This is a genomic window from Sporichthya brevicatena (genome assembly GCF_039525035.1).
Classification (GTDB): domain Bacteria; phylum Actinomycetota; class Actinomycetes; order Sporichthyales; family Sporichthyaceae; genus Sporichthya; species Sporichthya brevicatena.
This window is the reverse complement of record NZ_BAAAHE010000038.1, coordinates 83533-106397: the sequence shown is the minus strand read 5'-3', so window position 1 is coordinate 106397 and position 22865 is coordinate 83533. Positions and strand designations below refer to the sequence as shown.

The following is a 22865-nucleotide window of genomic DNA, read 5'->3' as shown; positions in this document are numbered from 1 at the left end:
CGGGGCGGGTGGGGGCGGGCGGGGCGGGGCGTCAGCCGGTGCGGGAGACGACGACGTCGCAGAGGTACTCGAGGAGCTCCCGGGCGGGGCCGGGGGGCAGGGGGGCGAGGGTGGCGCGGGCGTCGTCGGCCCAGCGCTGGAGGTCCTGGCGGGCGCGGTCCATCGCGGGGTTGGCGCGGAGCAACGTCAGAGCCTCGGCGTGGAGGGCGTCGTCGGTGAGGTCCGAGCGGAGGAGCTCCTGCAGCCGGGCGTCGGCGGGGTCGTCGGACGCGAGGACGTGGAGCATCGGCAGGGTCGGGACGCCCTCGCGGAGGTCGGTGCCCGGAGTCTTGCCGGACTCCTCGGACTCCGAGGTGATGTCGAGCAGGTCGTCGGAGAGCTGGAACGCGACACCGATGCGCTCGCCGAAGCGGGTGAGCTCGTCGACGATGTGCTCCGGGGCCCCCGCCAACAGCGAGCCGAACCGGGCGCAGGTGGCGATCAGGGACGCCGTCTTGTCCGCGACGACCGAGAGGTAGTGCTGCATCGGGTCGTCGTTCTCGCCCGGGCCGACGGTCTCACGGATCTGCCCGGTGCACAGGCGCTCGAAGCACCGCGCCTGGATCCGGACGCACTCGGGACCGAGGTCCGCCAGCAGGTCGGAGGCGCGGGCGAACAGGAAGTCGCCGGTGAGGATCGCGACCGTGTTCCCCCAGCGGGAGTTCGCGCTCTCGGCCCCGCGCCGCATGGACGCCTCGTCCATGACGTCGTCGTGGTACAGCGTCCCGAGGTGGGTCAGCTCGCAGACGACGGCCGACGGGACGATCCCCGCCGCGTGCGGGTCGCCGAACTGGGCGGCCAGCAGCACGACCAGGGGCCGGAACCGCTTGCCGCCCGCGTCGACGAGGTGCCGCGAGGTCTCGGTGACGAAGGGGTAGTCCCCCTTCACCGCGTCCCGGAGGGCGGCCTCGACGGCGTCCATGCCGGCACGGAGGTCCTCGACCAGGTCAGGGGCGACCCGGTCGAGATCCAGCCCCAGGCTGTTGGACACGCCGGCCTTCTTCCGCGAGCTACGGCAACGAGGAAACTAGCTGATCAGGAACGACGCGCTGTCCGCGAGGTCCAGGACCGGCTGCGGCGCCACGCCGAGGAACACCGTAACCGCCACGCCGATCCAGACCGCCAGCGCGGTCGTCGTGGAGGGCACGACGACCCGCGGACCGTCCGTCACCGGTGCGGAGAAGAACATCAGCACGATGACCCGGATGTAGAAGAACGCGGCGATCGCGGAGGACAGCACACCGACGACGACCAGCGGGGTCGCCCCGGCCGAGACCGACGCCGAGAACACCGCGAACTTGGCCGTGAAGCCGCTGGTGAGCGGGATCCCGGCGAAGGCCAGCAGCAGCAGGGCGAACAGGCCACCGACCACCGGCGAGCGCCGGCCCAGGCCGGCCCACTGCGAGAGGTGAGTCGCCTCGCCGGTCCCGTCCCGGACCAGGGAGACGATGGCGAAGGCCGCGATCGTCGAGAAGCCGTAGGCGAGCAGGTAGAACATCGTCGCCGACAGGCCCTCGGCGTTGGTCGCGACCAGGCCGACGAGGATGAAGCCGGCGTGGGCGATCGACGAGTACGCCAGCATGCGCTTGACGTCGGTCTGGACGAGCGCGACCAGCGAACCGAAGAGCATCGTGGCGATCGCGACGCCCCAGAACATCGGGTGCCAGTCCCACTTCGCACCACCGAGGCCGACGTAGAACACGCGGAGCAGGGCGCCGAACGCGGCAACCTTGGTCGCGGCGGCCATGAAGGCCGTGATCGGCGTCGGGGCGCCCTGGTAGACGTCCGGGGTCCACGCGTGGAACGGGACGGCGCCGACCTTGAACAGCAGACCGACGGCGAGCAGCGCCATACCGATCAGCAGCAGGGCGTCGTTCGACTCGCTGCCGGACACCGCGGCGTTGATCTCCGACAGGCGGACGCTGCCGGCGTAGCCGTAGAGCATCGCGATGCCGTAGAGGAAGAACGCGGAGGAGAACGCACCGAGCAGGAAGTACTTGAGCGCAGCCTCCTGCGAGAGCAGGCGACGGCGACGGGCCAGACCGCAGAGCAGGTACAGCGGCAGCGAGAGGACCTCGAGCGCGACGAACATGATCAGCAGGTCGTTGGCCGCCGGGAAGATCAGCATGCCGCCGATCGAGAACATCATCAGCGGGTAGATCTCGGTCTGCGCCCATCCGCGGCGCGTGACCTCCTTCTCCGCCGCCGAGCCCGGCACGGTCGCGGCCGACGCGGCGAACTCGCCACCGAGGCGACGCTCGGCCAGCAGCAACACCGCGATGACGCCGAGCAGCAGGATCGTGCCCTGCAGGAACAGCGTCATGCCGTCGACGGCCAACGAGCCCTCGGCGGAGACGCTCTGCGGGACGGCGCGAGCGTTCTCCTGCGCCTCGTCGGTGAGCGTGCACACCACGACGAACGCGGCGATCAGACCGGTGAGGGAGAGACCGATCTGGAGAATCCGGCGGTACGCGCGCGGCACGAACGCCTCGACGACGACCGCGAGCACACCGGCTGCGAAGACGATCAGGATCGGCGACAGCTCGTAGTACTCGATCTTCGGCGCGGGGATGAGCGGCTCCGCCGCCGCCAGGCTGATCACTTGGACTCCTCTGCGCTACCGGCCGCCGTCTGCGCGACCGAGGCCGGCGTGCCGGCCGGGTGTTCCGGAGCGGGGTCGACCCGTTCGACTTGGGCGAGCTTGCGGTCGACGGCCGGGTCGATGACGTCGAGCAGCGGCTTCGGGAAGAACCCGAGCGCGAGGATGACGACGATCACCGGGGTGACGACGACCAGCTCACGGGTCTTCAGATCCGGAGTCTCCTCGTTGCCCTCGGTGAGCTCACCGGCCATCGTCCGCTGGTAGGCGATGAGGACGTACAGCGCGGCGAGCAGGACGCCCAGGACCGCGAAGTACCCCGCGATCGGGTATCGCGTGAACGTGCCGAGCAACACCATGAACTCGCTGACGAACGGCGCGAGACCGGGCAGCGACAGGTTCGCGAGACCCGCGAACAGGAAGGTGCCGGCGAGGACCGGCGCCACCTTCTGCACACCGCCGTAGGACGAGATCAGGCGCGAGCCGCGGCGGGACATCAGGAAGCCGGCGACCAGGAGCAGGCCGGCGGTCGCGAAGCCGTGGTTGACCATGTACAGCGTCGCGCCGGTCTGGCCCTGACTGGTCATCACGAAGATGCCCAGGACGATGAAGCCGAAGTGCGAGACCGACGCGTAGGCGATCAGGCGCTTCAGGTCGACCTGGCCGATCGCGACGACCGCGCCGTACAGGATGCTGATCAGCGCGAGCACGACGATCGTCGGCGCGAACCAGCGCGCGGCCTCCGGGAACAGCGGCAGGCACAGGTGCAGCATCGCGAAGACGCCGACCTTGTCGAGGATGCCCGAGAGCAGGACGCCGTTGGACGGGGTCGCCTCGGCCATCGCGTCCGGCAACCAGGTGTGGAACGGCCACAGCGGCGCCTTGATCGCGAAGGCGACGAAGAAGCCCAGGAACATCCAGCGGGCGGTCTCGGTGCCGAAGTCGTAGCCGATCAGGTTCGGCAGGTAGTAGGCCTTCTCCCCACCCGGGCCGGCGAAGTTGATCCACACGACCGCGACCAGCATGAGCAGGCCGCCGAGCAGGTTGTAGAGCAGGAACTTGACCGCCGCGTACTGCCGCTGCGGGCCGCCGAAACGCCCGATCAGGATGTACATCGGGATCAGCATCGCCTCGAACAGGACGTAGAAGAGGAACACGTCCAGCGCGGCGAACTGACCGATGGCCATCGCCTCGAGCACGAGCATCATCGACACGTACAGCTGCGGGGTGCCGCCGCCGGGGCCGGTCTGCGCGTGCTCGCCCTCGTCCAGGTCACGCCACGAGGCGAGCAGCAGGATCGGCATGAGCGCCGCGGTGAGCAGCACCATCGTGAAGCCGATGCCGTCGACGCCGAGCGCGTAGCTGACGCCGAACTCGGGGATCCAGTCGTGGTTCTCGACCATCTGGAAGCGCGAACCGTTCGGTTCGAACTGGAAGGCCGCGACGATGACGACGCCGAGCGTCACGAGCGACGCGATCAGCGCGACGCGCCGCGCGAGCTCGCCCTGCGAACGGGGCGTCAGGCCGGCGAGAGCCGCACCCACGAGGGGTACGGCCATCGCGACCGTCATGAAGGGGAAGTCGTCCATCAGAGCCTCACCACCAGAACGCCGAGGACGACGAGGCCCGCGCCTCCGAAGATCGTCAAGGCGTAGGAGCGCACGTAGCCGGCCTGCATCCGGCGAACCCGTCCGGCCGTTCCGCCGAGCAGGGCCGCGATGCCGTTGACGACGTTGTCGAGGCCGCGGTTGTCGAGCCAGACCAGGAACCGGGTGACCCACTGGCCGGGTCGCATCAGGACGGTCTCGTTGATCGCGTCCTGGTACAGGTCCGACCGGGCCGCGTTGACGAGCACACCGCCGACCGGCTGCGTCTTGGGCACCTCGCGCACCGCGTACATCTGGTACGCGAGCGCGAACCCGAGGATCACCGCGGTCAGCGTCATGCCCGTGTAGGCGAGGACCGGCAGCGGCAGGTCGTGGTGCTCCTCGCCGACGACCGGCGCGAGCCAGGTGACGATGCCGTCGTTGATCAGCAGCAGACCACCGAGCACGGCGCCGCCGGCCAGCACGATCAGCGGCACGGTCATCAGCTTCGGCGACTCGTGCGGGTGCACGTCGTCGTCCCAGCGCTTGTCGCCGAAGAACGTCATCAGCATGACGCGGGACATGTAGAACGCGGTGATCGCGGCGCCGAGCAGCGCGCAGATCCCGAGCACGACGTTGTCCGCGAACGCGGCCTCGATGATCTTGTCCTTCGACCAGAACCCGGCGAACGGCGGGACGCCGATGATCGCCAGGAAGCCCAGGCCGAAGCACGCATAGGTGATCGGCATCGCCGCTCTGAGCGCGCCGTACCTGCGCATGTCGGTGTCGTCGTGCATCCCGTGCATGACCGACCCGGCCGAGAGGAAGAGCCCGGCCTTGAAGAAGCCGTGGGTCAGCAGGTGGAAGATCGCGAACGCGTAACCCGCCGGGCCGAGGCCCGCGGCGAGGACCATGTACCCGATCTGCGACATCGTCGAGGCGGCGAGCGCCTTCTTGATGTCGTCCTTCGCGGTACCGATGATCGCGCCCATCAGCAGCGTGACCGCGCCGACGATGGCCACCACGAGCTGGGCGGTGTCCGAGAGGTTGTAGATCGGCGCCGACCGCACGATGAGGTACACGCCGGCGGTGACCATGGTCGCGGCGTGGATCAGTGCGGAGACCGGCGTCGGACCGGCCATGGCGTCGAGCAGCCAGGCCTGCAGGGGGAACTGCGCCGACTTGCCGACCGCGCCGAGCAGCAGCATCAGGCCGATCGCGGTGACCCAGCCGTCGCTCGCGCCCGGCACCGCCTCGAAGACCTCACCGAAGGCCAGGGAGCCGAACTGGTCGAACATGAGAAACATCGCGACGAGCAGACCGATGTCACCGACGCGGTTCATGACGAAGGCCTTCTTGGCCGCCGTCGCGTAGTCCGGCACGTGCTGCCAGAACCCGATCAGCAGGTACGACGCCAGACCGACGCCCTCCCACCCGACGAACAGCATCAGGTAGGAGTCGGCGAGGACCAGCAGCAGCATCGCCGCGACGAACAGGTTCAGGTAGCCGAAGAACCGCCGGCGACGCACGTCGTGCGCCATGTACCTGACCGAGTACACGTGGATCAGGAAGCCGACGAACGTGATCAGCAGGACGAAGCAGATCGAGAGCTGGTCGACCTGGAGACCGACGCCGAGCTGAAGGGCCCCGGTGTCGATCCAGTCGTAGAGGTGCTGGTTGTAGCTGCGCTCGTTCGAGTCCTTGCCCAGCAGGGTCAGGAACTGGATGAAGCCGATGACGAACGAGCCGAACACGGTGGCGCACCCGAGCAGGTGGCCCCAGGAGTCGGTCCGCTTGCCCCCGCAGAGCAGGACCAGCGCACCGAACAGCGGCAGCGCGATCAGCACCCAGGTGAGGTTGAAGACGCCGGTCGCATCGGCGACCTGCTGCAGCTGCTGGACGTGCTCGGCGCCCTCGGACGTGTAGATCATCTCGGGCCCCTCAGTACTTCAGCAGGTTCGCGTCGTCGACGGAGGCGGAGCGGCGCGTCCGCTGCATCGTCACGATGATCGCGAGGCCGACCACGACCTCGGCCGCCGCGACGACCATCACGAACAGCGCGATGACCTGGCCCTCCAGCGTTCCGTGCTGGCGGGCGAAGGTGACGAAGGCGAGGTTCGCGGCGTTGAGCATGAGCTCGACGCACATGAACACGATGATCGCGTTACGCCGCGTCAGAACCCCGGCGGCGCCGATGGTGAACAGCAGCGCCGAGAGGTAGAGGTAGTTCGCCGGGTTCACTCCGTACCGCCTCTCCCCAGCGGCCGTGCCGTGCGGGACTCGTCCACGTCCTCACCCGCGAGGAGTTCCTCGGGCGTGACGACCTCGTTCGGGGCGCGGACGTCGCCGCGGTCGCGCAGGGTGGTCGACACCGACAGCTCCGACGGCGTGCCGTCCGGCAGCAGCGCCGGCATGTCGACCGCGTTGCTGCGGGCGTAGACACCGGGCGGCGGCAGCTGGGTGACGATGCCGCCCTCCTTGAAGCGCTGGATCGAGCGCTCCTTCTGCGTGAGCTTCTGGCCGATCTGCTCGCGGTGCGCCAGCACCATCGCGCCGAGCGCGGCGGTGATGAGCAGCGCGCCGACGACCTCGAAGGCGAAGACGTAGCGGGTGAAGATCAGCTCCGCGAGGCCCTCGACGTTCCCGCCCTGCGCGTTGTTCGCGGCCTCCAGGCCGACGAACCCGCCGACGTCGGCGTTCGCGAAGCCGGCGATCAGGAGGATGCCGAACCCGAGGCCCGCGACCATCGCGGCGATGCGCTGACCCTTCAGCGTCTCGACGAGCGAGTCGGACGAGTCGACGCCGATCAGCATCAGGACGAAGAGGAACAGCATCATGACCGCGCCGGTGTAGACGACCACCTGCGCGACCGCGAGGAACGGCGCGGCCTGGACCGCGAAGAACATCGCCAGGTTGACCATGACCACGGCCATCCAGAGGGCCGAGTGCACGGCCTTCCTGGACCCGACGATCGCCAACGCGGCGAGCACGGTGATGGGAGCGAGGACCCAGAACAGGACGGCCTCGCCCGTGGAGGTGTTGTTCACTGCGCCGAACCCTCCTCGCGCGGACGGAACAGGGAGGGATCCGCGCCGGTGACCTTGCCGGCGTAGTAGTCCTGCTCCGTCGTCCCCGGGTACATCGGGTGCGGCGCCTCGACCATGTTCTCCAGCAGCGGCGCGAGCAGCTCGGCCTTGGTGAAGATCAGGTTCTCGCGGCTGGAGTCGGCCAGCTCGAACTCGTGGGTCATGGTCAGCGCACGCGTCGGGCAGGCCTCGATGCACAGCCCGCAGAAGATGCAGCGCAGGTAGTTGATCTGGTAGACGCGGCCGTAGCGCTCCCCCGGCGAGAACCGCTCACCGGCGAGGTCGTCGTTGTCGGCGCCCTCGACGTAGATCGCGTCCGCCGGGCAGGCCCAGGCGCACAGCTCGCAGCCGACGCACTTCTCCAGCCCGTCCGGGTGCCGGTTGAGCTGGTGGCGCCCGTGGAAGCGCGGGGAGATGCGGGGTCCGCCCTCCTTGCCCTTCACCTGCTCCGGGTAGAACTCCGTCGTCTTCTTCCGGAACATCGCTCCGAAGGTGACGGCGAACCCCGCGAGGGCATCGGTCAACTTAGGCATCGAGCTCGCCCCTTCCCGGCTCGGAGCCGGTACTCGACCGCAGGCCGGCGCCGCTGGTCGTCACCGGAACCTGACCCGGCATCGGCGGCACGGGGTAGCCCCCGGCGAACGGATCGAACTCGGCCACCGGCTCGGGTTCGTCCTCCGCAGGCTTGGCCCGCACCACTTCCCAGACCCACGTCAGCAGCAGCAGTGCCGCCAGCACACCGGCCGCGACCAGAACGATGTTCTGGACGTCGTGCCCCTCGTTGCGCAGCGCCTGGATCGTCGCGATCAGCAGGATCCAGCCGATGGAGACCGGGATGAGCACCTTCCACCCCAGGGCCATGAACTGGTCGTAGCGCATCCGGGGCAGCGTGCCGCGGAGCCAGATGAACAGGAAGATGAAGCACAGCAGCTTGCCCATGAACCACAGCACCGGCCACCAGTTCTCGTTGGCACCCGGCCAGATCGGGCCACCGATCGGCCACGGCGCCTGCCAGCCACCGAGGAACAGCGTGACGGCGAGCGCGGAGACCGTCGTCAGGGCGATGTACTCACCGAGGAAGAACAGCGCGAACTTGATCGAGCTGTACTCGGTGTGGAAACCACCGACCAGCTCACCCTCCGCCTCGGGGAGGTCGAACGGCGGGCGGTTGGTCTCACCGACCATCGCGATGACGAAGACGATGAAGGACGGCAGCAGCGCGACGCCGTACCAGAGGTCGGACTGCGCGGCGACGATCTCCGACGTCGACATCGAGCCCGCGTAGAGGAAGACGCCGACGAACGAGAGCGCCATCGCGAGCTCGTAGCTGATCATCTGCGCGGTCGAGCGAAGACCACCGAGCAGCGGGTAGGTCGAGCCCGAGGACCAGCCGGCGAGGACGATGCCGTAGATCGCGGCGCTGGACGCGGCGAGGATGAACAGGACGGCGATGGGGGTGTCCGTCACCTGCAGGACGGTCTTCTCGCCGAAGATCGAGACCTCGGGACCGATCGGGATCACCGCGAAGGCGAGGAACGCACCCGTCGCCGAGATGATCGGCGCGATCACGAACACGGCCTTGTCGGCCGCCTTCGGGATGATGTCCTCCTTCAGCATCAGCTTGACGCCGTCGGCCAGCGACTGCAGCGAGCCCTGCGGACCCGTGCGGTTCGGGCCGACGCGCTGCTGCATCCAGGACACCGCGCGCCGCTCGAAGACGATGTTGAACAGCGTGATGACCATGAGGAACGCGAAGATGGCCACGCACTTGATGAGCATGATCCACCACACGTCGTGGCCGAACTGCGCAAGGTGCGAACCGTCCGCGTCAGCGAGCAGGAAGTCCTGCTGCGCGAACTGAAGCCCCGTCACAGGGAACCTCCCGCGTGAATGCGGACGACGGCGCCGGCGTCGACCCCGAGATCGCGGCGGACCGCGCTGCCCGGGGACTTCATCGGCAGCCAGACCACTCGGTCCGGCATGTCGGTGACCGTCAGCGGCAGCGTGACCGTGCCGCGGTCGGTGGTGACGACGACGAGGCCGCCGTCGGAGGCGCCGATCTCCTCCGCCGTGGCGGCGGAGAGCCGGACGACCGGCTTGCGGGCCGTGCGCGCCAGGTGCGGCTCGCCGTCCTGCATGCGACCGAGGTCGAGCAGCAGGTTCCAGCTCGCCAGCACGGCCTCGCCGCGCTGCGGCGCGGGCGCGCTCGGGGCGGGGACGTTCGACGCCGCGACCGGGCCGCTCCAGCGACCGAGGGCGGCGAGTTCGTTCCGCGCCGCCGCGCCGTCGCGCAGCCCGAGCGAGCGGTCCATCTCGTCCGCGATCGCCTCGAGCACACGCAGGTCCGTCATCGGGGACGCACCCTGCAGCGCCTGCGCGAAGGGCCGCATGCGGCCCTCCCAGTTCAGGAACGTCCCGGACTTCTCCGCGACCGGCGGGACCGGGAAGACCACGTGGGCGCGCTCGGTGACCTCGCTCGCGCGGACCTCGATGGAGACGAGGAAGTCGACGAGGCTGAACGCGATCAACGCGTTCGACGGGTCGGGCAGGTCGTCGGCGTCGACGCCGGCGACGACGAGCGAGCTGATCTGGTGCGCGGAGATCGCGGCGAGGATCCCGGCGGTGTCGCGACCGGCCAGGCTCGGCAGCGACTCGACGCCCCACGCGGCGGCGACCTGGGCGCGAGCCTCCGGGTCGGCGACCGGACGACCGCCCGGCAGCAGCGTGGGCAGCGCACCGGCCTCGACCGCACCGCGGTCACCGGCCCGGCGCGGGATCCACGCGACGCGCGCCCCGGTCGAGGACGCGAGGCGGGCGACCGCGGACAGCGCGCCCGGCGTGACCGCGAGGCGCTCGCCGGCGAGGATCACGGCGCCCGGCTGCCGGAGCAGGTCGCCGACCTCACCGCCGGAGCCGAGCGAGTCCAGCACCGCGGCCTCGGCGCCCGGCACGGTCGGCAGCAACCGGCCGCCGGCCTTCGCGAGACCGTTGGACGCGAACGGGGCGATCGAGAAGATCGGCATCCGCCGCGCCAGGTGCGCCTTGCGCAGCCGCAGGAAGATGCTCGCGGCCTCCTCCTCGGCCTCCAGGCCGACGAGCAGCACGACCGGAGCCGCCTCGATCGCGCCGAACGTCACGGCGTTCGGGGTCCCGGCGAACAGGCCCTGGCCGGCGACGTGCGTCGCGAGGAAGTCCGCCTCCTCGGCCGAGTGGCCGCGGGAGCGGAAGTCGATGTCGTTGGTGTCAAGGCAGATGCGGGCGAACTTGGCGTACGCGTAGTTGTCCTCGAGCGTGAGCCGACCACCCGTCAGAACGGCGGCGCGGCCGCGGTCGTTCTCCAGCCGCTCGGCGACGAGGGCGAGGGCCTCGCGCCAGGACGCGGGCTTGAGCTCACCGTCGTGATCGCGGATCAGCGGGGTGGTCAGGCGGTCCGGGCGGGTCGCGTAGGTGAACGCGAACCGGCCCTTGTCGCAGTTCCACTCCTCGTTGACCTCGGGGTCCTCCGCCGCGAGGCGGCGCATGACCTTGCCGCGGCGGTGGTCCGTGCGCAGCGAGCAGCCGCCGGAGCAGTGCTCGCACACGCTCGGCGTCGAGATCAGGTCGAACGGACGCGACCGGAACCGGTACGCGGCCGAGGTGAGCGCGCCGACCGGGCAGATCTGGATCGTGTTGCCCGAGAAGTAGGACTCGAACGGCGCGTTCTCGTAGATCGACACCTGCTGCAGGGCGCCACGCTCGAACATGTCGATGAACGGGTCGCCCGCGATCTGCTTGGAGAAGCGGGTGCAGCGGGCGCAGAGGACGCAGCGCTCGCGGTCGAGCAGGACCTGCGCGGAGATGTTCACCGGCTTCGGGAACGTCCGCTTCTGCTCCTGGAACCGGGAGTCGGCGCGGCCGTTCGACATCGCCTGGTTCTGCAGCGGGCACTCGCCGCCCTTGTCGCAGACCGGGCAGTCGAGCGGGTGGTTGATCAGGAGCAGCTCCATCACGCCCTGCTGCGCCTTGTCGGCGACCGGCGAGGTGAGCTGGGTCTGCACGACCATGCCGTCGGCGACGGTGGTGGTGCAGGACGCGAGCGGCTTGCGCTGGCCCTCGACCTCGACCAGGCACTGGCGGCAGGCGCCGACCGGGTCGAGCAGCGGGTGGTCGCAGAACCGCGGGATCTGGATGCCGATCTGCTCGGCGGCCCGGATGATCAGCGACCCCTTGGGGACGCGAACCTCGATGCCGTCGATCGTCAGCGTCACGAGGTCGACGGGCTTGGCGAGCTCACCGCCCGGGTTGCCGGACGGCGGAACGGTGACGGTCATGCCGGGGCTCCCGCGAACAAGGTCGACGCAACCGGGTCGAACGGACAGCCACCCTGAAGGTGAGCCAGGTACTCGTCCCGGAAGTACTCGATGGAGGAGGTGATCGGGCTGGTCGCACCGTCGCCGAGCGCGCAGAAGGAGCGGCCGAGGATGTTGTCGGAGATGTCGAGCAGCTGGTCGATCTCCTCCGGGCTCCCCTGGCCGGCCTCCCACCGCTTGAGCAGGCGGACGAGCCAGTAGGTGCCCTCACGGCACGGCGTGCACTTGCCGCAGGACTCGTGCGCGTAGAACTCGGTCCACCGCAGGACGGCGCGCACCACGCAGGTGGTCTCGTCGAAGATCTGCAGCGCCTTGGTACCGAGCATCGACCCGGCGCCGGCGACACCCTCGTAGTCCAGCGGGACGTCGAGGTGCGCGTCGGTCAGCAGCGGGGTCGACGAGCCGCCCGGCGTCCAGAACTTCAGCTTGTGCCCGGGCCGCATGCCGCCGGACAGGTCGAGCAGTTCCCGCAGCGTCACGCCGAGCGGGGCCTCGAACTGACCGGGGTTCGCGACGTGACCGGAGAGCGAGTAGAGCGTGTAGCCCTTGCTCTTCTCGGTCCCCATCGACTGGAACCAGGACGCACCGCCGAGGACGATCGACGGCACCGACGCGATCGACTCGACGTTGTTGATGACCGTCGGGCAGCCGTACAGACCCGCGACCGCGGGGAACGGCGGCCGCAGGCGCGGCTGGCCGCGACGACCCTCGAGCGAGTCGAGCAGCGCCGTCTCCTCGCCGCAGATGTAGGCGCCGGCGCCGGCATGGACGACGATCTCGAGGTCGTAACCGGAGCCGAAGATGTTCTTGCCGGCGTAGCCCTTGGCGTAGGCCTCCTGCACCGCCTTCTGCACGCGGCGGATGACGTGCAGGACCTCACCGCGGATGTAGATGAACGCGTGGGTCGCGCGGATCGCGTAGGACGCGATGATCACGCCCTCCACGAGCACGTGCGGGTTGGCCATCATCAGCGGGATGTCCTTGCACGTGCCCGGCTCGGACTCGTCCGCGTTGACGACGAGGTAGTGCGGTTTGTTGTCTCCCTGCGGGATGAAGGACCACTTCATCCCGGTGGGGAACCCGGCGCCGCCACGACCGCGGAGGCCGGAGTCCTTCACCAGGGTGATCAGGGCGTCGGGCTGGAGCTGCAGGGCGGTGCGCGCGGCCGCGTAACCGCCGCGGCGCTCGTAGCCCGCCATCGTCCAGGAGTCGGCGTCGTCCCAGTGGGCCGACAGAACCGGGGTCAGCATGCTCAGATCCCCCCGTCCGGCATGGCGGGTGCGCGGTCGCCGCGCTCCTTGGCGTACTTCAGGCCCAGCAGGGAGGCGGGACCGGCCGAGACACCTTCGTCGGCGCGGCCGTCGGGGAAGCCCGCGAGCACCCGCGAGGCCTCCTTCCACGTGCAAACGCGGTTGGCGCCGCGCGTGGGGGCGACCGGGTCGCCGCGCCGCAGCTTGTCGACGAGCTCCTTCGCGGAGGTGATCGTCTGGTTGTCGAAGAACTCCCAGTTGACCATCATCACCGGCGCGAAGTCGCAGGCCGCGTTGCACTCGATGTGCTCGAGCGTGACCTTCCCGTCCGCGGTGGTCTCGTCGTTGCCGACGCCGAGGTGCTCCTTGAGCGCGGAGAAGATGGCGTCGCCGCCCATGACCGCGCAGAGCGTGTTCGTGCAGACGCCGACGTGGTAGTCACCGATCGGGCGGCGCTTGTACATCGTGTAGAACGTCGCGACCGCGCCGACCTCGGCGACGGTGAGACCGAGCTCCTCGGCGCACATCGCGACGCCCTCGGGGCTGACGAAGCCCTCCTCGGCCTGGCACAGGTGCAGCATCGGCAGCAGGGCCGACCGGGGCTCCGGGTACCGGGCGATGATCGCGCGCATGTCCTCGCGCGTCTTCTCAGACAGACTCAACGGTCCACTCCACCCATGACGGGGTCGATCGACGCGACCGCAGCGATGACGTCGGCCACCAGGCTCCCGTTGCTCATCGCCGCGGTGGACTGCAGGTTCACGAAGCCCGGGTCGCGGAAGTGCACGCGCCAGGGCTTGGTGCCGCCGTCGGACACCATGTGGCAGGCGAGCTCACCGCGCGGGGACTCGACCGCGGTGTAGACCTGGCCGGCCGGAACGCGGAAGCCCTCGGTCACCAGCTTGAAGTGGTGAATGAGGGACTCCATGGACTCGCCCATGATCTTCTTGATGTGCTCGAGCGAGTTACCCATGCCGTCGCCGCCGAGCGCGAGCTGTGCCGGCCAGGCGATCTTCTTGTCGGCGACCATCACCGGACCCGGCTGCTTCTCCAGCCGTTCCACGCACTGGGCGATGATCTTGATCGACTCGCCCATCTCGTTGAGCCGGATGATGTAGCGGTCGTAGGCGTCGCAGTTCTCGCCGGTGACGACGTCGAAGTCGTAGGTCTCGTACCCGCAGTACGGCTGCGACTTGCGCAGGTCGTGCGGGAGGCCCGTGGCCCGGAGGATCGGGCCGGTGACGCCGAGAGCCATACAGCCCGTCAGATCGAGGTACCCGACCCCGACGGTGCGGCCCTTCCAGATCGGCTGGCCGTTGAGGAGCTTGACGTAGTCCTGGTGCCGCGAGGGCCAGACCTCGATCAGTTCCTTGATCTTGGCGATCGCGGTGTCCGGCACGTCCTGGATCACGCCACCGGGGCGGACGTAGGCCATGTTCATCCGGAGGCCGGTGATCTCCTCGAAGATGTCGAGGACCATCTCGCGCTCGCGGAAGCCGAACATCATGCCGGTGATCGCGCCGAGCTCCATGCCGCCGGTGCCGATGGCGACCAGGTGCGAGGAGATGCGGTTGAGCTCCATCATCAGCACGCGAATGACGTTGGCCCGCTCGGGAATGTCGTCCGTGATGCCGAGCAGCTTCTCGACCGCGAGGCAGTAGACCGTCTCGTTGAAGATCGGCGAGAGGTAGTCCATGCGCGTCACGAACGTGACGCCCTGGGTGAAGGTCCGGTACTCGGTGTTCTTCTCGATACCGGTGTGCAGGTACCCGATGCCGCAGCGGACGTCGGTGACGGTCTCGCCCTCCAGCTCGAGAACGAGCCGGAGCACGCCGTGCGTCGACGGGTGCTGCGGACCCATGTTGACGACGATGCGCTCCTCGGGAGCCTCGCCGAGCTCGGCGATGAGGCTGTCCCAGTCACCGCCGCTGACGTGGAAGACCTTGCCCTCGGTGGTGTCCGACGCCGAGGCGTAGGAGTCCTGGGCCTGAGTCTGCGTCTGATCACTCATCAGCTGTACGACCTCCGCTGGTCGGGCGGCGGGATGGTGGCGCCCTTGTACTCCACGGGAATGCCACCGAGCGGGTAGTCCTTGCGCTGCGGGTGACCGGGCCAGTCGTCCGGCATCATGATCCGCGTCAGCGCCGGGTGGCCGTCGAAGATGATCCCGAAGAAGTCGTAGGTCTCGCGCTCGTGCCAGTCGCAGGTCGGGTAGACCGAGTACACCGACGGGATGTGCGGGTCGGCGTCCGGCACCGACACCTCGAGGCGCATCCGCCGGTTGTGGGTGATCGAGAGCAGGTGGTAGACCGCGTGCAGCTCGCGCCCGGTCTGCTCGGGGTAGTGGACACCCGAGACGCCGGAGAACATCTCGAAGCGCAGCGCCGGGTCGTCCCGCAGGACCTGGCAGACCGCCAGGATCGCGTCGCGCCGGATGTGGAGCGTCAGCTCGCCGCGGTGCACGACGACGGCCTCGACGGCCTCCTCCCAGCTCGAGCCCGAGACCAGAAGCGCACGGCGCAGCGCGTCGGCGGCGTCGTCGAACCAGCCGCCGTAGGGGGCGGAGACCGCGCCCGGCATCGTGATCGGGCGGATCAGCCCGCCGTAGCCGGAGGTGTCGCCGGAGCCGCGCGAGCCGAACATGCCCTTGCGGACACCGATGACCTGACCGGGGCCGGACGGGGTGTTCTCGGGCTGGGTGTACGCCGGCTGTTCGACGGCCTTGCCGAAGTCGTCGGTCACCGCAGGAGGCCCTTCATCTCCGACGTCGGGAGCGCCTGCAGGGCGGCGGCCTCGAGCTCCGCGTTCTCGCGAACGGCGTGCGCGCCGAGCTTCGTCGAACCGACCTGCTCGTGCAGCTTGAGGATCGCGTCGAGCAGCATCTCCGGCCGCGGCGGGCAGCCCGGCAGGTAGATGTCGACCGGCACGATGTGGTCGACGCCCTGGACGACCGCGTAGTTGTTGAACATGCCGCCGGAGCTGGCGCACACGCCCATGGCGATGCACCACTTCGGGTTGGGCATCTGGTCCCAGACCTGGCGGACGACCGGCGCCATCTTCTGCGTCACGCGACCGGCGACGATCATCAGGTCGGCCTGCCGCGGCGAGGCGCGGAACGCCTCCATGCCGAACCGCGCGATGTCGTAACGACCTGTGCCCGTCGCCATCATCTCGATGGCGCAGCAGGCGAGGCCGAAGGTCGCCGGCCACAGCGAGCTCTTCCGCATGTACCCGGCCAGACCTTCGACCGTGCTCAGCAGAAACCCGCTGGGGAGCTTTTCTTCGATCCCCATGCGTCGACTCCTTCTCGGGCGGTGTGGTTCAACGGGACCCGCAGCAGGTCCCGGTGGCGGACGGCCGAACTCAGGTGCTCCAGTCCAGGCCGCCGCGCCTCCAGACGTAGACCAGTGGGATGAAGACCGTGACCATGAACAGCATCATTTCGACGAGGATCGCGATGCCGAACGAGTCGAAGGTGACGGCCCACGGGTACAGGAAGATGATCTCGATGTCGAAGATGATGAAGAGCATCGCGATCGTGTAGTACTTCACCGAGAACCGGCCGCCGCCGATCGGCTGCGGGGTCGGGTCGATGCCGCACTCGTAGGCGTCGAGCTTGGCGCGGTTGTAACGCCGCGGGCCGGTGAGCGCGCCCATGACGACGGAGAACGCGGCGAAGCCGAAGCCGAGCGCGGCCAGCACCGCGATCGGGATGTAGACGTTGCCGTCCATCTCGCCGTCTCCTTCCTGGACTAGTACGTGCGGGCGGTCGGTACTGCGAAAACTCAGGCGCTGGGCGCGAGCTTGGACAGGGCGTTGATGACCCGGTCCGAGGCGTCGCCACCCTTGGGGTCGGTCAGGTTGGCCAGCAGCTTCAACGTGAAGCGCATCAGCGCGGGCCGGGGCAGGCCGTGCCGGGTCGCGAACGACATGAACTGCGGGTTGCCGATCATCTTCACGAAGACACGGCCCAGCGTGTAGTAGCCGCCCCACGCGTCCTGCAGGGCCTGCGGGTACGTCTCGAGCACGCGCTCGCGCTGCGCACCGGTGCGGCCGAGGGCCTGGACGACGACCTCGGCGGCCATCGCACCGGACTCCATCGCGTAGGCGATGCCCTCGCCGTTGAACGGGTTCACCATGCCGCCGGCGTCGCCGACGAGGAGCGCACCGCGGGTGTAGTGCGGCTGCCGGTTGAAGCCCATCGGCAGCGCGGCGCCGAGGATCTGACCGGTGCGGTTCTCCTCGGAAAAGCCCCACTCCGGCGGGCAGGACGCCATCCAGGCCTTGAGCATCGCGCGGTAGTCGGTCTTGCCGAACGCGCAGGAGTTGTTCAGGACGCCGAGACCGATGTTGCAGGTGCCGTCGCCCACCGGGAAGATCCAGCCGTAGCCCGGCAGGAGCTTGCGCTCGCCGCGGGAGGTGTCCCACAGCTCGAGCCAGGACTCCAGCCAGTCCTCGTTGTGCCGGGGGCTCTTGTAGTAGGTCCGCACCGCGACGCCCATCGGGCGGTCCTCGCGCTTGTGCAGGCCGAGCTCGAGCGAGAAGCGCGACGAGTTGCCGTCGCAGACCAGCACGACCGGGGCCTTGTAGGTGACCTCGCTGCCGTCGGCCTGCTTGGCGGTGACGCCGGCGACGCGGTTGTTCTTGTCGAAGACCGGACCGGTGACGTTGGTCTGCTCCAGCAGCCGGGCGCCCGCCTTCTGGGCGTGCCGGGCGAGCGTCTCGTCGAAGTCCATCCGGGTACGGATCAGGCCGTAGTCGGGGTAGGAGCCCAGCTCCGGCCAGGGCAGCTCGAGCGTGTGACCGCCGCCGACGATCCGCAGACCCTTGTGCTTGAGCCAGCCCTCGGTGTCGGTGGGCACGCCCATCGCGAGGAGCTGCTTCACCGCGCGCGGGGTCAGACCGTCGCCGCAGACCTTCTCGCGGGGGAACTGCGTCTTCTCCAGCACGAGCGTCGACAGGCCCGACTGCGCACAGTGGAACGCCGCCGTGGCTCCGGCGGGACCGGCGCCGATGACGAGAACGTCGGCGTCTCGGTCCGTGCTTGATTGCGCGCTCATGCGACCTGTCTCCTGCCTGGCTGCCCCGGGGTGACCGCACATCGGTCACGCGCAGCGCCCGGGGTCGTACTACGCACGCTTGTGAACGTCTTCACGATTACGTGCGGTGCAGAGTCTATTGCGTCCGCAGAGTGCGCCCGACAGCGCCCGCACGGCAGGATCTCCGCATGGCTCTGGTGCGCGTTCACAATTTCTCGATCTCCCTCGACGGCTTCGGGACCGGAGAGGACCTCACGTTCGAGGCGCCCTTCGGCCACGCGGGCCACCGCCTGCACGAATGGATGATCGCGACCCGGTTCGGAGCCGCGATCGTGGGCCGGACCGACGGGACCCGGGGCGTCGACAACCTCTTCGCCGAGCGTCACAGCCCCGGGATCGGCGCCGAGATCATGGGCCGCGGCAAGTTCGGCCCGCAGACCGGGCCGTGGACCGACCTCGGCACCGCCGAGGAGTGGCGCGGCTGGTGGGGCGAGAACCCGCCGTTCCACACCCCCGTCTTCGTGCTGACGCACCACCCGCGCCCGCCGCTGGAGATGGAGGGCGGGACGACCTTCCACTTCGTCGACGCCACCCCGGCCGAGGCGCTGAAGCTCGCCCAGGAGGCCGCCGGCGACCTCGACGTCCGCATCGGCGGCGGCGCGAGCATGCTCCGCGACTTCCTCGCCGCCGACCTGGTCGACTGGATGCACCTGGTCCAGGTCCCGATCCTGCTCGGCCGCGGTCAGCGCCTCTGGGACGGCCTCGAGGGCCTGGAGGACCGCTTCGACATCGAGGCCACGCCCTCCCCCAGCGGCGTCACCCATCTCGTCCTCACCCGCCGCTGACCCGCCGCCCCGACGTGACGAAAAGAAGGGGTGACACCCCTTACTGCGCAATAAGGGGTGTCACCCTTTCTTGACATCGCGGGTCAGAGGTCGAGGACCACCCGGTCGCCCTTGGCGCGGGAGACGCAGATCGTCATCGCGCAGTTCGAGGCCTTCACCTCGGCGTTCAGGACGGCGTCGCGGTGCTCGACCTCCCCCTCGAGGACCGGGGTGACGCACGAGCCGCAGACGCCTTGCGAGCACGACCACGGGACGTCGACGTCGTGCTCGAGGAGGACGTCCAGGCACTGCCGCTCGGCCGGGACCGTGAACGTCCGACCGCTGCGGGCGAGGACGACCTCGAACGGCGTGGTGTCGGTCAGGTCGATGACGGCGGCCGTGAAGGACTCGCGGTGGACGGCGTCGATCGGGTAGTCGAGCCGGGCCGCCTCCTCGCCGACCATGTCCATGAACCCGGACGGACCGCAGACGTAGATCGCGGAGACTCCCGCCCAGCGGCCGACCGATCGCTCCAGGCTGAACTGCCGGCCCGGGACGTGCAGCTCGACGGCGTCCGCGAACGGCAGCGACGACAGCTCGGCACCGAACGGAACTGACGCCTCGTCGGATGCGCAGACGTGCAACGTGAACGGCTTCCCCTCGGCGTGCAGGTGGTGCGCGAACGACAGCATCGGGGTGATGCCGATGCCGGCTGCGACCAGGTCGTAGCGCTGAGCCTCGACGAGTTCGAAGTTGTTGCGCGGCGCGGAGACCGTGACGACCGAACCCTCCGTCAGGGTCTCGTGCACCTCGAGCGATCCGCCGCGTCCGTCGGGCAGGGCCTTGACCGCGATCCGGTACCGCGGACCGACCGGCCCGCACAGCGAGTACTGCCGCACCCGTCCGGACGGGAGGTGCAGGTCGACGTGCGCGCCGGGCGTGAACGTCGGCAGGTCACCGTCGACGCCCTCGAGCTCGAAGGTCCGCACGCCCGGGGCGACGTCCCGGGCCGCGACCACCCGGGCCGCGACCGTCGTGTCGTAGGCCCGCCGCGGGATCGCGAACGGCTCCGGGCCGCGGAACAGACCACGTTCGGGGATCCCCTGCTTGCGCAGGATCGAGTCCGAGAGGTCCCAGACCCGGTGGTACTTGTGGAACGGCACGTGGGGCAGCGCGTGGTGGATGCAGTGGTCGGTCTGCCCGAGCCAGTAGACCTTGCCGACCTTCGTCCCGCGCAGCTCGACGGTGCTCTGGAACGGCGCGACCTGCCAGGTCGACTCCTCCGGGTGCTGGATGTGCGCGAACACGTAGACCAGCACGAGGAAGCCCAGCCAGTGCGGGATCAGCCAGCAGAGGAGGAACTCCTTCCAGTACGGCGACGCCAGGAACCCGATGTGCATGCCGACGTAGATGACGAGCAGTCGGACGAACTTCAGGTTCTCCTTCAGGCTGTGCGTCGGCCACAGCTTCCGCAGCCACCAGTAGGTCCACACCCACTCCGGGCCGGCGAAGACGACCGGCAGCAACGGCTTACGGGCATGGACGAACCAGTGGTCGGGGTCGCGCTCGCGGTCCCCGACCCACCGGTGGTGCTCCATGTGCAGGACGCGGTACTCGGCGGTCGTGACGCCGGGGAGCAGGAGCGTCCCGGAGATGGTGCCGATCCAGTCGTTCACCCGCTGGTTGCCGGACGCCGCGTTGTGGACGGCGTCGTGCAGCGGGGTGAAGCAGGCGTAGAACGCCAGCTGGTTCAGCAGGATCATCGCGATCAGCGGCAGGTTGCCGGCCAGGTACGCCCAGGTGCTGCCGACGAACAGCGCCCAGGACCCGACGGTCAGCGCGAGATGCGGCCACTGCCAGGTGGGCCGGTGGGCGATGGCCTCGTAGTCGGGGTCTCGCACGACCTGCGCGAGGACCTGCCGGACGGAGGGATTGGCGGTGATCGTCATGCGAACGCTCCCGGGACGAAGCTGCTGCGCGAACTCTGCGGACAGCCTGTCGGGGTCGACGAACCCGGACAAGGTGCTCGGCCGATAGCCCACCGGACCCCGAATCGACCAGAACGGACAAGAACTGTGCCCCGGTGGGGATAAGGCCACCCCGATTATCCGTCTTGGATAAAGAGCGCCGCTACTCCCCGCTCAGCGTGCGGTCGATGATCAGCGCCGCCTCCAGGTCGTACGGGGTGTCGACCAGGCTGCGGCCGACGAGCTCGGAGGCCCGGGCCAGCCGGTAGCTGACGGTCTTGTGGTGGACGTGCAGCGCCTCCGCGGTGCGGGCGAGGTTGCGCCCGTGCGCCAGGTAGGCACGGACGGTCGCCCGCAGCCGGGAGGTCGCCTCGTCGCGCCGCGCGAGCGCACCGAGCCGGTCCGCGGCGAACCGGCGGGCCCGCTCCGGGTCCGCGCACAGCACCGCGGCGACCTCGATGTCCCGGTGCCGCACGACCCCGCCGAACGGGGACCGGGCGGTCCGCGACGTCCGCTCGGCCTCGACGGCCTGCTCGTGCGAGCGGCGGAAGCCCTCGCGGCCCTGGCCCGGCTCCCCCACCCCGACCAGGACGCCCGCCACGTCGACCCGGGTCAGGGCGTCGAGGACGTCCTCCCCCGGCGGCGCCGGCCACCCCAGCCAGGCCCACCACGAGCCGTCCCCGATCGCCCGGGTCAGCAGCGCGCAGCCCGGCGCGGCCTCGGCGAGCTGCCGGACGGCGGCGCGGGCGTCCGCGTCCGGCCGCAGCGGGACGGCGGCGAGCGCGACGTGGTGGTCGCGGACCTCGTAGCCGAGCCCGCGGCTCGCCTCGACCAGGTCGGCCGGCTCGTCGCTGCGGAGCAGGTCGAGGATGTCCCGCCCCGACGGGCGACCCCCACCGGCCAGCGAGCCGAACAGCTCCCGGCTGAGCTCGACGAGGCGCTCGCAGGCGCTGTCGATGAACGCGAACATGTTGTTCGACGAGGACGCGAGGACCCGGTTCTGCAGCACCGGGTCGGCCACCCGGGCCTCGACCTCCTCGGCCCACGCCTGCCACAGCCGGGCGTGCCCGACGCGGTATCCGCGCAGGACGGTGGTGACGTCCCCGCCCTCGGCCGCGGTCTGGCGCAGCAGCGCCACGGTGCCCACCAGCGGCTCGATCAGGTCGGCCTCGATGCCGAACGCCAGCATCGCGAGGATGCCGCCGACGTTCTGCTCGACAGCGACGCGGAGGACCTCGATCTCCTCCGGCGTGTGCTGCGGAGCGAGGGCCGGAACCTTCTCCAGGATCCGGCCGAGCACGACCTCGGAGATGCCGTTCGCCAGCGGCAGCACCTCGAGGGCGGTCTTGCGCAGGCACTCCGCGACCTGGTCGTCGTCGAATCTCATCGCGCGCCCCGGTTCCGGAGTCGTCGGTCGGAGGTCAGTCGGCCCGACGTGCCCGGTGCAGCGTCACGATGCCGCCCGAGAGGTTCCGCCACCCGACGCGTTCCCAGCCGGCCTTGCCGATCACACCGGCGAGCTCGCGCTGGTCGGGCCAGGCCCGGATCGACTCGGCGAGGTAGACGTACGCGTCCGGGTTCGTCGCCACGCGGCGGGCGATCGCCGGCAGGGCCTTCATCAGGTACTCGGTGTAGACGGTGCGGAACGGGGCCCAGGTCGGGTGCGAGAACTCGCAGACCACGAGGCGGCCGCCGGGCCGGGTGACGCGCAGCATCTCCGCGAGCGCGACGGCCGGGTCCGCGACGTTGCGCAGGCCGAAGGAGATCGTCACCGCGTCGAAGACGCCGTCCGCGAACGGCAGCCGCATCGCGTCGCCGGCGGTGAAGTTCAGCTGCGGCAGCCGCGACTTGCCGACGCGGAGCATCCCGAGGGAGAAGTCGCACGGGACGGCCAGCGCCCCGGCCTCGGTGAACGGGAGCGAGGACGTCCCGGTGCCGGCCGCGAGGTCGAGCACCTTGTCGCCGGGGCGTGCGTCGATCGCCTGCGTCACGGCCTTGCGCCAGCGCCGGTCCTGGCCGAGGGACAGGACGTCGTTGGTCAGGTCGTACCGGCGCGCGACGCCGTCGAACATCGCCGCGACCTCGGCCGGCTTCTTGTCCAGGGCCGCTCTGCTCATGCGCACGTC

Annotated in this window: 20 protein-coding genes; 1 reads left to right on the top strand and 19 read right to left on the bottom strand. The window is 69.8% G+C overall.

Features of this window, described 5'->3' with window-relative positions; genetic code table 11:
• Positions 1-31 precede the first annotated feature (31 nt).
• The 16 genes from ABD401_RS19345 to ABD401_RS19270 form a co-directional block, all read right to left on the bottom strand.
• Positions 32-961, bottom strand: coding sequence for a polyprenyl synthetase family protein (locus tag ABD401_RS19345; RefSeq protein WP_344607769.1), 930 nt, complete (start codon positions 959-961; stop codon positions 32-34).
• A 105-nt stretch (positions 962-1066) separates the two neighbouring features.
• The gene (gene nuoN / locus ABD401_RS19340) at positions 1067-2641 is read right to left on the bottom strand and encodes an NADH-quinone oxidoreductase subunit NuoN (protein WP_344607760.1); all 1575 of its coding nucleotides are present in this window, start codon (positions 2639-2641) and stop codon (positions 1067-1069) included.
• Positions 2638-4227: an NADH-quinone oxidoreductase subunit M gene (locus tag ABD401_RS19335; protein WP_344607758.1), complete on the bottom strand. Its 1590-nt coding sequence runs from the start codon at positions 4225-4227 to the stop codon at positions 2638-2640. Before ABD401_RS19335 ends, nuoN begins: the two co-directional genes overlap by 4 nt.
• Positions 4227-6155 carry an NADH-quinone oxidoreductase subunit L gene (gene nuoL, locus ABD401_RS19330; RefSeq protein WP_344607756.1) on the bottom strand — a complete coding sequence of 643 codons (1929 nt, stop codon included), beginning with the start codon at positions 6153-6155 and terminating at the stop codon, positions 4227-4229. Before nuoL ends, ABD401_RS19335 begins: the two co-directional genes overlap by 1 nt.
• Positions 6156-6165: 10 nt before the next feature.
• The gene (nuoK, locus tag ABD401_RS19325) at positions 6166-6465 is read right to left on the bottom strand and encodes an NADH-quinone oxidoreductase subunit NuoK (RefSeq protein ID WP_019875360.1); all 300 of its coding nucleotides are present in this window, start codon (positions 6463-6465) and stop codon (positions 6166-6168) included.
• Positions 6462-7271: an NADH-quinone oxidoreductase subunit J gene (locus ABD401_RS19320; protein ID WP_344607753.1), complete on the bottom strand. Its 810-nt coding sequence runs from the start codon at positions 7269-7271 to the stop codon at positions 6462-6464. The genes nuoK and ABD401_RS19320 overlap by 4 nt, the downstream gene beginning before the upstream one ends.
• The gene (gene nuoI, locus ABD401_RS19315; protein ID WP_344607751.1) at positions 7268-7843 is read right to left on the bottom strand and encodes an NADH-quinone oxidoreductase subunit NuoI; all 576 of its coding nucleotides are present in this window, start codon (positions 7841-7843) and stop codon (positions 7268-7270) included. The genes ABD401_RS19320 and nuoI overlap by 4 nt, the downstream gene beginning before the upstream one ends.
• A complete protein-coding gene (gene nuoH, locus ABD401_RS19310) occupies positions 7836-9149 on the bottom strand; it encodes an NADH-quinone oxidoreductase subunit NuoH (protein ID WP_344607767.1) in 1314 nt (437 codons plus the stop codon). Before nuoH ends, nuoI begins: the two co-directional genes overlap by 8 nt.
• Positions 9150-9178: 29 nt before the next feature.
• Positions 9179-11620 carry an NADH-quinone oxidoreductase subunit G gene (locus tag ABD401_RS19305; protein ID WP_344607749.1) on the bottom strand — a complete coding sequence of 814 codons (2442 nt, stop codon included), beginning with the start codon at positions 11618-11620 and terminating at the stop codon, positions 9179-9181.
• On the bottom strand, positions 11617-12915 hold the full coding sequence (gene nuoF, locus ABD401_RS19300) for an NADH-quinone oxidoreductase subunit NuoF (RefSeq protein WP_344607765.1): 1299 nt from the start codon (positions 12913-12915) through the stop codon (positions 11617-11619). The genes ABD401_RS19305 and nuoF overlap by 4 nt, the downstream gene beginning before the upstream one ends.
• Entirely contained in the window at positions 12912-13541 is a 630-nt protein-coding gene (gene nuoE, locus ABD401_RS19295; protein ID WP_344607763.1) for an NADH-quinone oxidoreductase subunit NuoE, read from the bottom strand. The genes nuoF and nuoE overlap by 4 nt, the downstream gene beginning before the upstream one ends.
• 26 nt (positions 13542-13567) lie before the next feature.
• Complete coding sequence (locus ABD401_RS19290; protein WP_344607747.1) at positions 13568-14920, bottom strand: NADH-quinone oxidoreductase subunit D; 1353 nt, start codon at positions 14918-14920, stop codon at positions 13568-13570.
• Positions 14920-15651 carry an NADH-quinone oxidoreductase subunit C gene (locus ABD401_RS19285; RefSeq protein ID WP_344607745.1) on the bottom strand — a complete coding sequence of 244 codons (732 nt, stop codon included), beginning with the start codon at positions 15649-15651 and terminating at the stop codon, positions 14920-14922. The genes ABD401_RS19290 and ABD401_RS19285 overlap by 1 nt, the downstream gene beginning before the upstream one ends.
• Positions 15648-16202: a NuoB/complex I 20 kDa subunit family protein gene (locus tag ABD401_RS19280; RefSeq protein WP_344607743.1), complete on the bottom strand. Its 555-nt coding sequence runs from the start codon at positions 16200-16202 to the stop codon at positions 15648-15650. The genes ABD401_RS19285 and ABD401_RS19280 overlap by 4 nt, the downstream gene beginning before the upstream one ends.
• A 70-nt stretch (positions 16203-16272) precedes the next feature.
• Positions 16273-16641, bottom strand: a complete 369-nt coding sequence (locus tag ABD401_RS19275; RefSeq protein ID WP_344607741.1) for an NADH-quinone oxidoreductase subunit A — start codon at positions 16639-16641, stop codon at positions 16273-16275.
• A 53-nt stretch (positions 16642-16694) separates the two neighbouring features.
• Positions 16695-17969: a geranylgeranyl reductase family protein gene (locus ABD401_RS19270; RefSeq protein ID WP_344607739.1), complete on the bottom strand. Its 1275-nt coding sequence runs from the start codon at positions 17967-17969 to the stop codon at positions 16695-16697.
• A gap of 167 nt (positions 17970-18136) precedes the next feature.
• Between ABD401_RS19270 and ABD401_RS19265 the strand changes: the two genes are divergently transcribed.
• On the top strand, positions 18137-18793 hold the full coding sequence (locus tag ABD401_RS19265) for a dihydrofolate reductase family protein (protein ID WP_344607737.1): 657 nt from the start codon (positions 18137-18139) through the stop codon (positions 18791-18793).
• An 83-nt stretch (positions 18794-18876) separates the two neighbouring features.
• Here ABD401_RS19265 and ABD401_RS19260 read toward each other — a convergent pair whose 3' ends face one another.
• From ABD401_RS19260 to ABD401_RS19250, 3 genes are all read right to left on the bottom strand, one after another.
• A complete protein-coding gene (locus tag ABD401_RS19260; RefSeq protein ID WP_344607735.1) occupies positions 18877-20721 on the bottom strand; it encodes a fatty acid desaturase in 1845 nt (614 codons plus the stop codon).
• 181 nt (positions 20722-20902) lie between these two features.
• Entirely contained in the window at positions 20903-22126 is a 1224-nt protein-coding gene (locus ABD401_RS19255) for a PucR family transcriptional regulator (RefSeq protein WP_344607733.1), read from the bottom strand.
• 34 nt (positions 22127-22160) lie between these two features.
• Positions 22161-22856 carry a demethylmenaquinone methyltransferase gene (locus tag ABD401_RS19250; RefSeq protein ID WP_344607731.1) on the bottom strand — a complete coding sequence of 232 codons (696 nt, stop codon included), beginning with the start codon at positions 22854-22856 and terminating at the stop codon, positions 22161-22163.
• Positions 22857-22865: the final 9 nt, after the last annotated feature.

Coding starts and splice junctions, on each gene's coding strand:
- ABD401_RS19335 (WP_344607758.1), bottom strand. CDS start 4,227: ATGGACGACTTCCCCTTCATGACGGTCGCGATGGCCGTACCCCTCGTG.
- ABD401_RS19260 (WP_344607735.1), bottom strand. CDS start 20,721: ATGACGATCACCGCCAATCCCTCCGTCCGGCAGGTCCTCGCGCAGGTC.
- ABD401_RS19345 (WP_344607769.1), bottom strand. CDS start 961: ATGGACGCCGTCGAGGCCGCCCTCCGGGACGCGGTGAAGGGGGACTAC.
- ABD401_RS19305 (WP_344607749.1), bottom strand. CDS start 11,620: ATGACCGTCACCGTTCCGCCGTCCGGCAACCCGGGCGGTGAGCTCGCC.
- ABD401_RS19270 (WP_344607739.1), bottom strand. CDS start 17,969: ATGAGCGCGCAATCAAGCACGGACCGAGACGCCGACGTTCTCGTCATC.
- ABD401_RS19255 (WP_344607733.1), bottom strand. CDS start 22,126: ATGAGATTCGACGACGACCAGGTCGCGGAGTGCCTGCGCAAGACCGCC.
- ABD401_RS19265 (WP_344607737.1), top strand. CDS start 18,137: ATGGCTCTGGTGCGCGTTCACAATTTCTCGATCTCCCTCGACGGCTTC.
- ABD401_RS19280 (WP_344607743.1), bottom strand. CDS start 16,202: ATGGGGATCGAAGAAAAGCTCCCCAGCGGGTTTCTGCTGAGCACGGTC.
- ABD401_RS19275 (WP_344607741.1), bottom strand. CDS start 16,641: ATGGACGGCAACGTCTACATCCCGATCGCGGTGCTGGCCGCGCTCGGC.
- nuoI (WP_344607751.1), bottom strand. CDS start 7,843: ATGCCTAAGTTGACCGATGCCCTCGCGGGGTTCGCCGTCACCTTCGGA.
- ABD401_RS19250 (WP_344607731.1), bottom strand. CDS start 22,856: ATGAGCAGAGCGGCCCTGGACAAGAAGCCGGCCGAGGTCGCGGCGATG.
- nuoL (WP_344607756.1), bottom strand. CDS start 6,155: ATGATCTACACGTCCGAGGGCGCCGAGCACGTCCAGCAGCTGCAGCAG.
- nuoE (WP_344607763.1), bottom strand. CDS start 13,541: ATGCGCGCGATCATCGCCCGGTACCCGGAGCCCCGGTCGGCCCTGCTG.
- ABD401_RS19290 (WP_344607747.1), bottom strand. CDS start 14,920: ATGAGTGATCAGACGCAGACTCAGGCCCAGGACTCCTACGCCTCGGCG.